Source organism: Pseudomonas sp. Pseusp88, from assembly GCF_047303955.1.
In the GTDB taxonomy this organism is placed as follows: Bacteria; Pseudomonadota; Gammaproteobacteria; order Pseudomonadales; family Pseudomonadaceae; genus Aquipseudomonas.
The window spans coordinates 50,427-64,708 of sequence record NZ_JBGLYM010000031.1; the positions used below are offsets into that span (position 1 = coordinate 50,427).

At 53.6% G+C, this 14,282-nt stretch carries 13 protein-coding genes; 10 read left to right on the plus strand and 3 right to left on the minus strand.

What is annotated here, in order from left to right; translation table 11 throughout:
* Positions 1–79: 79 nt before the first annotated feature.
* Complete coding sequence (locus ACCD02_RS26800; protein WP_413308721.1) at positions 80–1,186, plus strand: alkene reductase; 1,107 nt, start codon at positions 80–82, stop codon at positions 1,184–1,186.
* Between the two features lie 543 nt (positions 1,187–1,729).
* Positions 1,730–6,856: an Ig-like domain-containing protein gene (locus ACCD02_RS26805; RefSeq protein WP_413308723.1), complete on the plus strand. Its 5,127-nt coding sequence runs from the start codon at positions 1,730–1,732 to the stop codon at positions 6,854–6,856.
* 947 nt (positions 6,857–7,803) lie between these two features.
* Here ACCD02_RS26805 and ACCD02_RS26810 read toward each other — a convergent pair.
* Positions 7,804–7,983, minus strand: a complete 180-nt coding sequence (locus tag ACCD02_RS26810) for a hypothetical protein (protein ID WP_413308725.1) — start codon at positions 7,981–7,983, stop codon at positions 7,804–7,806.
* 81 nt (positions 7,984–8,064) lie between these two features.
* A complete protein-coding gene (locus ACCD02_RS26815) occupies positions 8,065–8,484 on the minus strand; it encodes a helix-turn-helix domain-containing protein (protein ID WP_413308727.1) in 420 nt (139 codons plus the stop codon).
* Between the two features lie 69 nt (positions 8,485–8,553).
* Between ACCD02_RS26815 and ACCD02_RS26820 the strand changes: the two genes are divergently transcribed.
* A complete protein-coding gene (locus ACCD02_RS26820) occupies positions 8,554–9,684 on the plus strand; it encodes a phage/plasmid replication protein (RefSeq protein WP_413308729.1) in 1,131 nt (376 codons plus the stop codon).
* On the opposite strand, the gene ACCD02_RS26825 is transcribed toward ACCD02_RS26820, so the two are convergent.
* Positions 9,666–9,869: a hypothetical protein gene (locus tag ACCD02_RS26825; RefSeq protein ID WP_413308731.1), complete on the minus strand. Its 204-nt coding sequence runs from the start codon at positions 9,867–9,869 to the stop codon at positions 9,666–9,668. The genes ACCD02_RS26820 and ACCD02_RS26825 overlap by 19 nt on opposite strands.
* A 42-nt stretch (positions 9,870–9,911) precedes the next feature.
* Between ACCD02_RS26825 and ACCD02_RS26830 the strand changes: the two genes are divergently transcribed.
* The 7 genes from ACCD02_RS26830 to ACCD02_RS26860 all read left to right on the plus strand — a co-directional run bounded on the left by ACCD02_RS26830 (position 9,912) and on the right by ACCD02_RS26860 (position 14,179).
* Positions 9,912–10,151, plus strand: coding sequence for a hypothetical protein (locus ACCD02_RS26830; protein WP_413308733.1), 240 nt, complete (start codon positions 9,912–9,914; stop codon positions 10,149–10,151).
* A 1-nt stretch (position 10,152) separates the two neighbouring features.
* Positions 10,153–10,485 (plus strand): hypothetical protein, encoded by a 333-nt coding sequence (locus tag ACCD02_RS26835; protein ID WP_413308735.1) that lies wholly within the window; start codon positions 10,153–10,155, stop codon positions 10,483–10,485.
* A 227-nt stretch (positions 10,486–10,712) separates the two neighbouring features.
* On the plus strand, positions 10,713–10,946 hold the full coding sequence (locus tag ACCD02_RS26840; RefSeq protein ID WP_413308737.1) for a hypothetical protein: 234 nt from the start codon (positions 10,713–10,715) through the stop codon (positions 10,944–10,946).
* 683 nt (positions 10,947–11,629) lie between these two features.
* Positions 11,630–12,187 carry a hypothetical protein gene (locus ACCD02_RS26845; protein WP_413308738.1) on the plus strand — a complete coding sequence of 186 codons (558 nt, stop codon included), beginning with the start codon at positions 11,630–11,632 and terminating at the stop codon, positions 12,185–12,187.
* Between the two features lie 32 nt (positions 12,188–12,219).
* Positions 12,220–12,552 carry a hypothetical protein gene (locus ACCD02_RS26850; protein WP_413308740.1) on the plus strand — a complete coding sequence of 111 codons (333 nt, stop codon included), beginning with the start codon at positions 12,220–12,222 and terminating at the stop codon, positions 12,550–12,552.
* A gap of 4 nt (positions 12,553–12,556) precedes the next feature.
* Positions 12,557–12,868 (plus strand): DUF2523 domain-containing protein, encoded by a 312-nt coding sequence (locus ACCD02_RS26855; protein WP_413308742.1) that lies wholly within the window; start codon positions 12,557–12,559, stop codon positions 12,866–12,868.
* Positions 12,869–12,883: 15 nt separating this feature from the next.
* Positions 12,884–14,179: a zonular occludens toxin domain-containing protein gene (locus ACCD02_RS26860; protein WP_413308744.1), complete on the plus strand. Its 1,296-nt coding sequence runs from the start codon at positions 12,884–12,886 to the stop codon at positions 14,177–14,179.
* Positions 14,180–14,282 lie beyond the last annotated feature (103 nt).

Here is a 14,282-nt window from a genome sequence, read left to right on the forward strand (position 1 = left end):
CCGACCCCGAAAGCCCACATGGCTATCGACCCGGGCAGATATCCAATGGCTCTATACATACACTTCAGTCGAGGCAATCATGTCCAAACTTCATTCCCCAGTTAAAGTCGGGCGGTTCACCTTCGCCCACCGCATTGTATTGGCACCGCTGACCCGCATGCGTGCCGAAGATGGCGCCCGTCCTGGCGCTCTGATGGCCGAGTACTACGCCCAGCGCGCTTCCGAAGGCGGTTTCCTGATCGGTGAAGCCACCATTGCCGCTCCAAACGGCAACGGCTATCTCGGCGCACCAGGCCTGTTCGACGACAGCCAGATCGTGGGCTGGAAACACGTCACCGACGCCGTGCACGCCAAAGGCGGCAAGATTTTCCTTCAGCTTTATCATGCGGGTCGCCAATCCAATGTCGACGTGCAGCCTGCAGGCAGCATTCCCGTCGGTCCATCAGAAGTCCTGCACGGCGGCGTTGCTTACACCACCGAAGGTTGGGTACCCAATACCCCGAACCGCGCCCTGACCATCGAAGAGATCGCAGGCCTGGTAGAAAACTTCCGCACCGCTGCCGAACGCGGCGTGAAAGCCGGTTTTGACGGCGTGGAGCTGCATGGTGCCAACGGTTATTTGATCGACCAGTTCCTGCAGGACAACAGTAACAAGCGCACCGACATTTACGGCGGCTCGTTCGAAAACCGCGCACGCTTGCTGCTAGAAGTGACCAACGCGCTGATTTCAGTTTGGGGCAGTGACCGCGTGGCGGTACGTGTCGGCCCGAGCGGCACCTGGGGTGACATGGGCGACAGCGATCCAGAAGGCCTGTTCACCTACGTCGCGCAACAACTGGCGCCGCTGAACCTGGCTTACCTGCACCTGATCGAGCCGCGCATCCTGGGCAACATCGAGGACGAGAATGCGGACCCGGCACCGGTGGCGGCCCAGCTGATGCGCAAACACTACAAGGGTGTGATCATCGCCGCCGGTGGCTTTGACGGAGAATCCGCCGAGGCCATCATCCAGGCTGGCGACGCCGATCTGGTGGCCTTCGGGCGCCACTTCATCGCCAACCCGGACTTGCCGGAACGCCTGCGCCACAATCTACCGCTGAACGCTTATGACCGTCCGACCTTTTTTGGCGGTACCGAGGTGGGTTACACCGACTACGCGTTCTATAAAGAAGAAGCGATTGCGTAACGTCTTTCGCCAAGCTCGAGTTGCTTTAGCGCAGAGACCAAACGAAGCCCCCTCGCGGGGGCTTTTTTATGTGTACACGCGATCAAAAGGGCGCTATCACTTTTCCACGGCTGGAATACCATAAACTTAACCCAATTCATCAAACGCAACCGGCCGCTGTATTGGCTGGGCTTGGCACGTTTGCCGTATTCGCCGAACTGGTCAATCCCGGCAGAAGAAGAGTTAAGTTTTTAGAAGTGCATTGAGTTAATGTGCTGCTCACTCTCGACTTGATTGTAGGTGCGTGCTTTTTATTAGATATAGCAGCGGTGTCGCAATGGCAGACCGTGTTTTTCCGAACGCCCCACACAGTGACTCATGCGTTGCTGAATGCTCGTTAGTTATCGCGCGGCTCCAGGGGTTTTCATCGGATGAATACATGCCCGCAAATCTTCGCGCGCTTAACGTCAAAAATTTTAGCTTTTGGATATTTTGTCCACCGTCCCACGCCGGTATTATGTTGGCTAAAGTCAGTTTTGTAAGACATGCCTGTGGGAGCGAAGGATGAGCAAAGGCAAATCGGTTGTTTTCATCGATGGTGGTGTAGAAGGCGCGGCAAGCCTGCTGGAAGGCATCCCGCCAAGTGCCGAGGCATTCATCCTCGATGGCGAGTTGGACGGTTTGAGCCAGATAGCAGCTGTCCTCGGTGAGCGTAATGAAATCAGCACTGTCCATGTGCTCTCCCATGGCGCTGAAGGTATGTTCCAGTTGGGCTGCCTGAAACTCACCGATACCAATATCGCCTCCCGCGCCACTGACCTGAATGCAATCGGTTCCGCGCTGGGCGAGGGCGCGGAGATTTTGCTTTACAGCTGCGATACAGCAGCTGGCACGCGGGGGCCTGCATTGGTAGATGCATTATCGATGCTGACCGGCGCAAGCGTCGCGGCTTCCACCACTCCAACAGGCCACGCCTCACTGGGAGGCGATTGGGCGTTGCAATATCAGACCGGCGTCATCAATTCCCAGCCACTCGTAGTGGCGAGCTACCAACACGTATTGTCCAGTCAAACATTTAACTTCGAGACTGTTAGCCAAGGCACGGATTCGAAAACCATTAGCCAGACGATTGGCTCGGACACGATGGTTATCGTATCAACCGATGCCAATATGCTGGTTGATACAGAGCTGACTGCCTTTGGCTCTGATGTTGCCAACGCCTCAGGCCTTGTCATGGCAACCGGGGAGGGTGGTGTATTTACAGAGTCGAGCCTCAATCTCAGCGTTGCCGGTGGAAAGACCTTTGACCTGACCTCTTTTACCCTCGCTCAGCTTGCTCTAGATGGTCAGACCATTACATTGACGACCAGCAAAGGCAGCGAGACATTGACGGCTTCGTTTGTCGGGAATTCCTGGGTCGCTAATATTTCATCGGCGACACACCCCGAGTACTTTCAAGGTGTTAGTAGTATCTCCATTACTACCGCAGATCCCGTAGGATTCTTTGAGTGGGGCTTTGACAATATTGTTTTGAGTAATATCACTAACCCTGGTGCCCTGCCAACAACCACTGTATCCACCGTAGCCTTGGGTCCCGATACCGGCAGCAGCAATACTGACCTCATCACGAACACCGCCGCGCAAACCATCACGGGCACGCTTTCGGCCAATTTGGTCGCTGGGGAAAGTGTTCAGGTGTCACTCGATGGCGGTGCAAGCTGGAGCACCGCGACCAGCGTAGTCGGCAACAGTACCTGGTCATTTGCTACCACACTGACCGGCTCCAATACCCTCGAAGCTCGCGTCACGAATGTTAACGGCAGCAACACTGCCTACACACAGACCTATACCCTCGATACTACCGCACCCACCAACACGTTCAGCAACCTGTCGTTTTTTTTCGATACAGGCAGTAGCAACACCGACTTCATCACCAATACTGCGTCACAGACCATCAAGGCAACGCTCAGCACGGGAATTGCGGGTACTGATGTTGTCTATGGCTCATTGGACAATGGTGCGAGCTGGACCAATATTACCAGCAAGGTCTCCGGCACCTCCCTGTCCTGGAATGGCGCAACGCTGAGCACCAGTAGCACGCTTAGGCTGAAGGTAACCGACATCGCCGGGAACGACGGCACGATAGCGAGCCAGGCCTATGTACTGGACATTACAGCGCCGACCACGACGTTCAGCTCACTGAAATTTTCTGTCGACACCGGTAGCAGCAGCACCGACTTCATTACCCAAACACCCGCGCAAACTATTACCGCAACGCTGAGTTCTACACCCGCAGGCAGCGATGTGGTTTATGGGTCGTTGGACAATGGCGCGACCTGGAGCGATATCACCAGCAAGCTCTCCGGCACCGCGCTGACCTGGAACGGCGTGACGCTGAGCGGCAGCAACACACTACAGCTCAAGGTAACGGACATTGCGGGCAATGACGGCACGATCAAGAGCCAGGCTTACGTGCTGGATAACTCGGCCCCAGCGACGCCCGCAGCTCCAGTGCTGGCCAGCGCCAGCGATACTGGCGCCTCGAACAGCGATCGCATCACCAACAACACGACCCCGACTATCACCGGAACAGCTGAATCTGGCAGCACGGTCACCCTGTACGACACAGACGGCACAACGGTTCTGGGCACTGGTGTTGCGACCGGTGGCGCATACGCCATCGCCGTATCGGCACTGACCAGCACAAGCCATACCATCACCGCTAAGGCGACTGACGCCGCAGGCAATACGTCGACAGCCTCCTCGGGCACCACACTGACCATCGATACCAGCGCCCCAACAACGGTTGCTCTCAGTGCTACTTCGGCCAACACAGTCAATGCCACTGCCGGTGCGACGCTTGCCAGCCTTTCTGCGACGGATAACAGTGCCATCACCTACAGTCTGGTCGCAGGCAATGGCACAAACGACTCGGGCAATAACCTGTTCACCGTGACAGGCGGCGTCCTTAAGCCGGTCAGTAACCTCGCGGCGGGTTCCTACAACATTAATGTCAGCGCTACAGATGTGGCGGGTAACCATTCAGAGCAAGCGTTCACCTTCAGCGTCAGCAGCGGGCCGAGCGTTGGCTCTATCGTTCGATCCGGTGGCGGGTCAACAATCGTTGATCACGCGGCCACATCGCTGACTTATACGGTTACCTTCAACGAAGGCGTTACCGGCGTCGATAAAAACGATTTCACCCTTGTGAAAACGGGTAGCGTCAATGGCACCGTCAGCGGCGTCTCCACTGCCGATAACATCACCTACACCGTCACCGTCGACGGCCTGTCCGGCGATGGCACGATAGCACTGGACTTGAACGCCACCGGTACCGGTATTCAGAACGGTTCATCTGCAAGCATCGCGGGGGGCTACAGTGGGCAGGTATTGACCCTTGATCATACGTCGCCGATTGCACCCGCTACACCGAGCATGACAGCGGCAACCGATACCGGTGCATCCAGCAGCGATAGCATTACCCGCAACACGACACCTGTATTCACAGGTACAGCCGAAGCCAATAGCACGGTCACGCTCTACGATACCGACGGTGTCAGCTCCTTGGGTTCGGTCTCCGCAGATGGCTCAGGAAAATGGAGCATCACCAGTAGCGCGCTAACCAATGGAGCCCATACGCTGACCGCTAAGGCCGTTGATGCGGCCGGCAATAGCTCCACCGCCAGTTCCGGGTTGTCGGTGGTTGTGGAAACCTCTGCTACTGCACCGGGCACTCCGGGCCTGTCAGCAGGCAGTGACTCAGGCATGCTTGGGGATGGCATCACTAATGTTTCGACACCGACCGTCACTGGAACGGGTACGAACGGCGCGACAATCACGCTCTACGACTCAGACGGCACAACAGTGCTGGGCAGCTCCGTCGTCAATTCATCCGGCATCTGGAGTATTACCAGCAGCGCATTAAGCCAAGGCAGCCATTCACTTACGACCAAGCAAGTTACCCTGGCGGGCAACACCTCGGTCGCCAGCGCAGTAACAAGCCTCACCATCGATACCACGGCGCCAGTTCCACCTGGCGGGCTGACCCTGGCTGCTGCAAGCGACAGCGGCACACTCGGGGATGGCATTACCACTGTGACCACACCAAGCATCAGCGGAACCGCTGAGGCCAATAGCAAGGTCACCCTGTATGACAGTGATGGCACCACGGTTCTCGGCACCACTACGGCGAGCGGCGCGGGAGCATGGAGCGTGGCCAGCAGTACTCTTTCTCTGGGCAACCACACACTGACTGCAAAGCAGACAGACCTTGCCGGTAACGTTTCCGTCGCAAGCGCCGCATTGACCTTGAACATTATCGCAGCGCCGACTGCGCCTGCCGCACCGTCGACACCGTCTAATCTGATCGATGGCGTTCCGGTCAACACCACATCTGTCGTGTTGCCGGGTGGCGGGACCGGTACTCTGGTTACTGTTCCCACGGTGCCGGTGGGTGCCGGCACTTCAGTCGGAGCCGCGAATGTGGCAGATATCCCTTTGGTCACCTCCGGCAGTACGGCGCTGCTGACGAGTCAGGTACCTATTGGTACTGGACTGACATCGGCAGGGGGCCCAAGTCAGCCTGCCGCAAGCTCCTCCAATGGCTTGCTTGCGGCCATCCAGGCTCAAACCACGACCCACGATGCCGCTGATCAAAGCCATCTGGCGAATAATGGCACGCAGTTTCTCGGGCTGCTGTCCTCCACTGTCCCGCTACTGGTCAATACCGTAGTTGTACAAAGCACGTCGTCGAGCGCCACAACCCCGTTAACCTTGACGGGCACGTCTACTGCGACTCAGCATACAGCTCTGGTAATCGACACCAGCAAGGTGGCCAATAGCACCGTAGTCCTGCAGCAGGTCGACTTCGCCGCGATCGTAGGTTCGGCCACCGTAACCGGGAGCACGACAGGGCAGATACTGACGGGTGATGCCTCCAACCAAACGTTCATCATCGCCAGTAACAACGGCACTGTGATTACCGGCGCAGACACGACTGTTGCCAGTCAGGTCTATGCCGGTGCAGGCAATGACGTACTGCAATACGGCCTGCCGACCAACGCCACCACCGTCAATGCACTAAACGCCTCGCTCTTGGCAAATAGCACCACGACCGGGAGCCTGAGCTCGGCCACCTCGGTATTGCTAAATGGCGGTACAGGAAGTGATACCGCTGTGTTCAGCAAGGCACAATCGGCTTACATCGTCGACCAGCGCGACGGCTACGTGCTGGTCACCGATAAAGCCGACTCCACACAACGCATCACCGTGACCAACACTGAAAATCTGAAGTTCAGTGACAGTCTGGTCAGTGTGGACAGCCGAACTGAACTCACCACCCTCGCGGGCTTTTATCAGACTGCTTTTGGGCGTCAGGCCGATATCAACGGCTTCGATTTCTGGGGGGCACAGCAGGCCAAGGGAGTCAGCCTGGGGAGTATTGCGGTCAGCATGCTCGGTTCGAATGAAGCCGCTGCACGCGGTTTTGCCCTCAATGGCGACAAGACCCACGACATCACGGTTCTCTACAGAGCCGTGTTTGGTCGCGACCCGGAAGCAAACGGCCTTGCTTACTGGCAGACTCAGATGAGTCAAGGCCAGAGCATTGTCGATGTTGCCAATGGCTTTATGGCTGCTACGGAGATAAGCGAACACAAGCTCGCTGTGACCGGTTGGGATATGAATTTCTGAGTTCAATAGACTGCAGTCTAGGAATTGATCTTTTAGATTTCGGCGGTTTTACCGATTAATGCAGGGCAGGGGAGTCGTACCTTCCCGTCCTGCTCACTGTTATCGATCTGTGGAGGATCACCAATGGCTACGCTCAACTCTACTGAAAACCACGCTTCATGACGCCCAGCTGTTTTTCTGCCTAGCCTCCTTGATATGCCCGAACTTGAAAATAGCATGTCCACTTAGGGGGGATTAGCTTTCATCCTATCGAGCTGATCAGCAAACGTATTCGTTTCGATGAGCTTGTTCTTTCTGAGATCGGCATAGACGAAGGTGACGCTTTCGAGTCCCATATTTCATCTGGCTCTGTCCTTGCTGTCCAGCTGGGCAGTATTCAGCACGGGATTCAAACCAGGCTGATGCTTCAGGATGACAACGGCAGTGATCCTTACTACGGAGACGTCTCGACGCTTACGGTCCTTGAGGTGCTCCAATGAGTATCCACAAGCTTAACCATCTGCGCGAAAGCATGGCGGTCTGCGGCAAGGGCTCGCAGCCGTGGACCAGAATGCGACTGTCTTGCGGAGCGGCCTTGGCGCCGTAACGGCCATTGAAAACTGGCTGCGACGATCCACGCGTGAGAATCCGAAGGTACGCATAATTCGACAAACGTTATGGTACTTGCGGCCAGCGGCCAGAATCCGACGCCGGGATAATCGCGAAGCCCCGGCGCCGGATTTAGCCATAACGTGCATTATGCGTGCCTCCCCTCGGCCTCGATCGCGTGCAAAGCCCCTCCAGACCCCGCAAAACCCCTTTCGCGCCTGATTACCATGCTTTACCGCAACGGACCCATATCGCCAGGCAGAGCCGCTGGTGGGTCCCGGAGGCAATTTCCTCGAGGCTGCTCGGGTAGGCCTTGGCCGCAGGGGCTTGCCCCTGTTCGGAGCGAAGGCGGAGAGCTTTTAAGGGTTGCTCGTCATCACTGAGAATTTCTTGTAGCAGGCCACCATGGCTCGCTTTCCGATGCTCTGCTTGGCGGCCATCATTTCCATTCCTGCTTTTTCGCATTCAGCTTCTGTCTTGTAAGCGCCTTGCAGCTCATAGCCTCCTGCAAGGGCCAGTATTAGCACCCATTCGATCATTTGCGTTCCTTGCGATTTTTGGTTCGGCGCGGTGGGGGTGCTGTTACACCCCCACTTTGGTATGGACTTCCATACTTCCTTTTATTTTATTGCCTCCTGTTCGAATCCGAACAGCACGCCTTTCAGGGCAATTCGTGCCTGATTCCTGATCTCCGGCGGCAGCGAATCGAATCGCTTTAAGATGGGTCGTAAATCCTCTGATACCGTCATCTCGCCTTCGCTTAGCAGCAGTTCATCTGTTGTCACGCCCAGCACCTTTGCCAGTTCGACGACCTTGTCAGCTGATGGCATTTGTGACCCTGATTCGTATGACGTATAGCTTGATTTTGCTATCCCGGCCTTTCCCCAGACTTCAGGCTGAGTGAGGCCTCGCGCCTTCCTGAAGCGTTTCAGGTTCTCGCTGAGTGTCATGGTTCGTTCGCTCTGGCTTTTCATCGTGCTCAGATCGTAAGTACTGTTCAACTGTCCAGTTCCATTATTCCGGTATTTTAGTGCTTGCATGTCGTCACCCTCAGTGGTTAGCATACCGGCATTCGGCTACCGTTATTCCGGTATTGACAGGGATTCGTGATGTTCATCGATTGGTTGACAGTTTCTCAGGAGCATTTGCACGACTTGCCTGTCGTCTGTGACATTTTTACGCTCACGATTGATGCCAACACGAATGAGGTTTTGAGTACTCGTCAACCGCGCTTCAAGCATGAGGCGAGCTTTTCTACCTCCGTCACCATTTCTGTTCAGGGCCGCAATATTCGCGTAGAGGGAAATCCTAGCCGGGTAGGGCGCCTTGATAATCTCTTTGGCTATACAACCATTGAGCAGTGCATCTCTGTTTATAACGCTTTGCTTCGTGAGTACGGTCTTCCTGGCTTCACACGTTGCACCCGTATTGATATCCGTGCTGGTACGTCAGGTGCTAAGTCTGGTGACCGTATAGCAGATGGTGCAAAAATTGAGCGTATAGATTTAACAACAAATGTTTCAGTCGGTTCTGGCAATGTTGTTTCCTATCTCCGTGGAGTATCGAGTCAACGTATCGGCCATAGCATTGGTTTCTTATATCCAAATGGTCGTACTGTGACTTGGACGCCTAAGGGGAATGGCAAGGGCGGTCGTCTTCAATACCGTAAAGCCTACGATAAGGCTTTTGAGATGGATCAGAATTGCCTCCCAAAAATTAAGCGTTTATTCGGCGATGATTCGCCAGAATTTAAATATGTTAAGCAAGTTAGAGACTATTGCGCCGATCAAGGTGTCGTTCGTATGGAGCAGGAGCTTAAGAGCGAGCTTTTGCAGCGTGAAGCCCTTTGCTACTGGGGTTTATTTAATGAGAGTCGTTTAAGTGAACTCCATAATGAGTTCTTGGCTATTGACGAGAAATTGAAGGTTACCGCCATGGATATGATGACCATTGCTGAACAGTTATTGCAAGACGGCATCGTTTCTAGCCGTCAGGCCGCTAATTCTACAGCGTCCTGCGCTATTCTTTGGATGCACGGCCAAACCTTTGATTTCACTAAAAGCCAGACTAAAACTCATGCTGCCCGCCTTAATCGTATCGGTATTAACATTCGCAATGCCTGTGATACTTCTCGATTTGCTCCTGTCTTTGTTCGTCAGTGTCGCGAAGTCACTAAGTCTTCGCTGTCTATTCCATCTTGGTATAAGCGCGTCAATCACCTTCAATCGGTGGCCGCATGAAGACTGTAAGTTTTCAGGGGGCTCAGCTTACCCAGGGTCAGCGTGTCCGCCTTGAACAGCAGCGGCGTATTAAGGCTTTCATGGCTCCTGTCTTGATTGATCTTGTTGCCGATACTCTTAAGGCTGTTGAAATTCGAAGAGAGCAGGGCATTAAGCCTGAGCGTCAGTGGTTTGTTGAGCGGCAAGAATCGGGCACTCCCTCTATTGCTGAATGGATGGGGTTCTAAATGGATAAATCTACTTATCAGTCCTTGCGTTTCAGCGTGGAGAATGAAGTTGCTAATTTTAACTCTGGCATCGTTGATACTGATGCTCTCATTAATTCTGTTATGCGCTTGTTTCTACAGGCTGTATCGAATGAACAAGTTAAGCGACAAACTTTCAAACGTGAATTTCTAACTTTCAGGCGTCGTTCTGATGTGATTGTGCCCGGCTGGGCATTTCACCCAACTGGTAAAGGTAACTGATATGTTGATTCTCAAAGGTTCTATCATTGGTGTTGCTGATAAAGGCACTCCAGAAAAACCATGGCATCTTGTTGCCATTCAGGCTCAGTCTCTCAATCGTAACGGTTTCGTTGAAACCACTTTGTTTGAACTCGGTGTTTTTGGCGAGTCTGCTAAGCAGGGCTTGCATAATGCCTATCGTGCGATTATTGGCACTGAGGTTTATGCGCCTGTAACTGTTAACTATAACGAGAAATACAAGGAGCTTAGTTATCAACTCGCTGGTATTCCTCTGCGTATTGCTGAGCAGCGTCCTGTTCAGTCGCAGCCTACTCCTGCTCAGAAAGCTAGTTGATGAGGCGTAAATGAATTTTTTGGCCTGTGAAGGTGTGTGGCAGGTTCAGTCTGACGGTACTGCTGTTTGTTCTGGTCAGTTGCAAACTTTCACAGTTCAAGAGATGAGGGATTCTCTGAGTCCTTCAATAACCATGGACCAACGTATAGAGATAACTGGCGCGCTTCTCGCTCTCTTTGTCTTTGTCTGGGTCTGTAAAACTGTCCGCACTTCCGTATAGGTGTTTTATGAAACAGAAACTCGTTGCTGTACTCAAGTCTCGTCGTGCTCAAGTTGCTGTCGGCACCGTTGCTCTGATGTCTGCTGGCAGCTCCTTTGCTGCTGCCGGTGATATCGATACTTCGCAAGCCCTGGGTTACGTCGCTGGTGGTGTTGTGGCTGCCGGTGCCGTCACTGCCGCCATGTTCGGTCTGGTCGCCCTGATCGGTGCAGCCAAAAAAGCGATGCGCGCCGGGACTTAATCCGTTCCTCTGCGGCCCGGTGGGATAGTCCTGCCGGGCTTTTTTATTGCCCGGAGTTCGTACTATGGACGCAATTAAATGTATATATCGCCTGATGACTTCGTTTGGTTTTGGGTTACGGCTGCGCTCTTTTTGCTCTGTACTGGTCGTTAGTTTATCGTTTCTATTCCCCACTATTGTTAGTGCTGGCTCCTATAACTATTACATTGGTCCTACTGGTATTGTTTCCACTAGTCCTGAAGGTGCCTGTCCTCCTACTGCTGCCGGTGGTGCTGCTTCTTTTAATGGTTTTCTTCCTGATGGTGGTGGCGGTACTTGTCGCTATGTTTATGGTGATCCACCTACTTATCTTGATGCTGGTCATGTTAACAAGCAGACTCTTGACTGCGCTTCTAACCAGCATATTGATACATCTAGCAACCCTCCAACTTGCTTTTCCGACCCTCCTGTTGACTCTGGTGGTACTGGAGGTAATAGCAATGATGGTGATTTGCTTGCTAAATGCCAAGCTGCTGCCGGTGGCAAAGTTCAAAACTGGACGTGGCAACAATCTGGCACTGATATTCCTTCTGCGCCTTCTTATGGTGGTTGCGGTACAGAGCTTGGTTCTGGAGCTATTTGCAAGCCTAATGCATCTGGTAAGTTTGATTGTAGTGGTAACATCACTGTTAAGGGCGAGCTTTATGTTGCTCCCCCTGACAATTCTTCAACACCTGGTACTGGCGGTGGCACTGGCACTGGTACTGGTACGGGCTCTGGTGGTACGGGCACTGGCGGCACAGGTTCCGGTGATAATGGATCAGGTGATACAGGCAGCGGTTCAGGTGATTCTGGTTCAGGTACCGGATCTGGTGGCTCTGGCTCGTCCGGTGGATCTTCTGGCGGGTCTTCTGGTGGTTCTAGTGGCTCTGGCGGTAGTTCAGGCGGTACAGGCTCTGGCACAGGCGCAGGCACTGGTAGTGGTAGTGGCAATACGGGCACTGGCACTGGCACTGGTTCTGGCGGTACCGGCACAGGTACAGGCTCTGGTAACTCTGGCAGTGGTACCGGCACGGGTTCTGGTGGTACAGGCTCTGGCACTGGTAACGGTTCCGGTAGTGGTTCTGGCTCTGGTTCCGGTAATGGATCTGGTACCGGCGCCGGTAATGGTGATTGCACTGGTACTGATTGCGGTGACGATGAGGATTCAGTTTCAGGTGATATGCAGTGCGAACAAGTTGTTGCCTGTAGTGGTGATGTAATTCAGTGCGCGATACTTCGGCAAGACCAGCAGATGCGTTGTGCCGATAAAGATTTTCGCGATCTTTCAGACAAGAAAGTTAAAGACGCCAAGTCAACCTTGGATGCTCAATTCGCCGCTGATGACTATCAGCCTATTAAGGCCACTGCCGACAGTACGTTTGATCTTTCTAATATTATCAATACGTCTAGCACTTTTGGCGGCTCATGCCCCGTACTTCAAACCGTTTCGGTTCCTTGGTTTAGTGGCTCTGTTTCTTTCAATCCAAACGTTAATGGTCTTTGTACCTTTTTGACGTTCATGGGTTACATCATGGTTGCCTTTGCCATGCGCAAGGCTGCTGAAATTGTCGCTGATGGAGTGTAATTAGATGCCTCAAGTTATCGCGTTGTTAGTTAGCTTTTTTGGTGAGTACATTGTTTCTCTTGGCTGGAAGTTGCTTCGCGGCCTTGGTGTCGGTGCGGTGTCTTATGTTGGTATTCAACTGGTGCTTGATCAGGCCAAGCAATATGCTTTCTCCATGCTCGGCTCTTTGCCTGCCGATTGGGTAGGCGTGCTGGGCCTCCTTAAAGTTGATGTATGCATGAACATTTTGTTTTCTGCTTATGTTGCTCGCGCCGTGCTTCGCGGCATGGATAAGAGCGGTAATAAAAGCGGCTTCAGATGGTCCGGCAAACAATAAGGGGAGGGTGGTTATATGCTTTTCTTGAGAACTGGTTTGCCCGGAGCTGGCAAGACACTTAATACGATTAAAGAGATTGATAACGAGCACGCCGCTGATCCTAATGACCCGACGCGCCGGTTACATAAAGACCCGCATGAGCCTGATTTGCCGCCACGTACCATTTATTATCACGGCATTCCTGATTTAAAAGTCGATCAACTCAAGTCTAAATGGGTCGAGTTCGATACTCCCGACACGTGGTTCGAATTGCCTGATGGCTGTGTCATTGTCATCGACGAAGCGCAAGGCACGTTTGGCACTGACGTGCGTACTCGCGTCGAGAAAGTTACGCGCTTTGAAAAGCACCGGCACCATGGATGGGATGTTCATATCATCACGCAACATCCGTCTTTGATCTGCTCGCCAGTTCGAAAACTTGTTGGTAAACACATCAACTTCATACGTCCTTATGGCCGTACTAAAGGCGTATTCAGGCATGAGTATGAGATGTGCGTCGATAGTCCTGAGCGCCGTACTAACTTCAAGATGGCTCAGGAATCAAAGATTGAATTCGACTCGCATTACTTCGGGCTTTACAAGTCGGCTACGGTCCACACGCACAAGAAAGTCACTCCAAGCTTCGTTAAATTGATTCCGTTGCTTGTGCTCGCTGTGATTCTCCCGCTTGCTTTGCTTGGCGGTGGTGCTTACTGGTTTATTCACAAAAAGCAGGCTGAGAGCGAGGCTCTTCATAGCCAGCCTTCAAAGCCTGGCTCTGTAGATCTCCCTGGGAAAACCAATGCTGTCTCACCGGCACCAGCACCGGCAGCAGCTCCAGCCTCTGGCACGCTGACAAAAACTCAGTACATCGAGCAGTACAAGCCACGCATTGCGGACGTTCAAGCCTCGGCGCCTCGGTATGACGAAGTTGATAAACCCCGGGATTTTCCGCGTCCGACTTGTCTTGCATCGACCGATCCGCGCTTGCTCGAAACGGCTCAGTCCCGCGGCCAGAAGATCGGTTTTCACAACGGCGTCGGCACCGTTTGCCAGTGTTACACGCAGCAGTCGACGCGCATGGCCACGACGTTCGATTTCTGCATGTCGGTGGTCGAAAATGGTTACTTTGACGACACCAAGCAAGCTCCGGTGTATGCGCAGCCCAACGGTTTATCAACCCGTAAATCTGATCAGCGAGAGCAAGCCGACGGCCTGCGGCGAGGGCCCGCAGCCGTGGGCCAGAGGCTGGCCACACGTGCCTTTAATGACCCTGATGTCATTCCCGACAGCAGCTATGCGGAGCGGCCTTGGCGCCGTAACGACCATTGAAAACTGGCTGCGACGACCCACGCGTAAGAATCCGAAGGTACGCATAATTCGACAAACGTTATGGTACTTGCGGCCAGCGGCCAGAATCCGACGCCGGGATAAT

Bases quoted from the DNA above. Each gene is read 5' to 3' on its own strand.
- ACCD02_RS26835 (WP_413308735.1), top strand. From the start codon at position 10,153: ATGTTGATTCTCAAAGGTTCTATCATTGGTGTTGCTGATAAAGGCACT.
- ACCD02_RS26820 (WP_413308729.1), top strand. From the start codon at position 8,554: ATGTTCATCGATTGGTTGACAGTTTCTCAGGAGCATTTGCACGACTTG.
- ACCD02_RS26860 (WP_413308744.1), top strand. From the start codon at position 12,884: ATGCTTTTCTTGAGAACTGGTTTGCCCGGAGCTGGCAAGACACTTAAT.
- ACCD02_RS26815 (WP_413308727.1), bottom strand. From the start codon at position 8,484: ATGCAAGCACTAAAATACCGGAATAATGGAACTGGACAGTTGAACAGT.
- ACCD02_RS26840 (WP_413308737.1), top strand. From the start codon at position 10,713: ATGAAACAGAAACTCGTTGCTGTACTCAAGTCTCGTCGTGCTCAAGTT.
- ACCD02_RS26810 (WP_413308725.1), bottom strand. From the start codon at position 7,983: ATGATCGAATGGGTGCTAATACTGGCCCTTGCAGGAGGCTATGAGCTG.
- ACCD02_RS26850 (WP_413308740.1), top strand. From the start codon at position 12,220: ATGCGTTGTGCCGATAAAGATTTTCGCGATCTTTCAGACAAGAAAGTT.
- ACCD02_RS26805 (WP_413308723.1), top strand. From the start codon at position 1,730: ATGAGCAAAGGCAAATCGGTTGTTTTCATCGATGGTGGTGTAGAAGGC.
- ACCD02_RS26830 (WP_413308733.1), top strand. From the start codon at position 9,912: ATGGATAAATCTACTTATCAGTCCTTGCGTTTCAGCGTGGAGAATGAA.
- ACCD02_RS26845 (WP_413308738.1), top strand. From the start codon at position 11,630: ATGTTGCTCCCCCTGACAATTCTTCAACACCTGGTACTGGCGGTGGCA.
- ACCD02_RS26800 (WP_413308721.1), top strand. From the start codon at position 80: ATGTCCAAACTTCATTCCCCAGTTAAAGTCGGGCGGTTCACCTTCGCC.
- ACCD02_RS26855 (WP_413308742.1), top strand. From the start codon at position 12,557: ATGCCTCAAGTTATCGCGTTGTTAGTTAGCTTTTTTGGTGAGTACATT.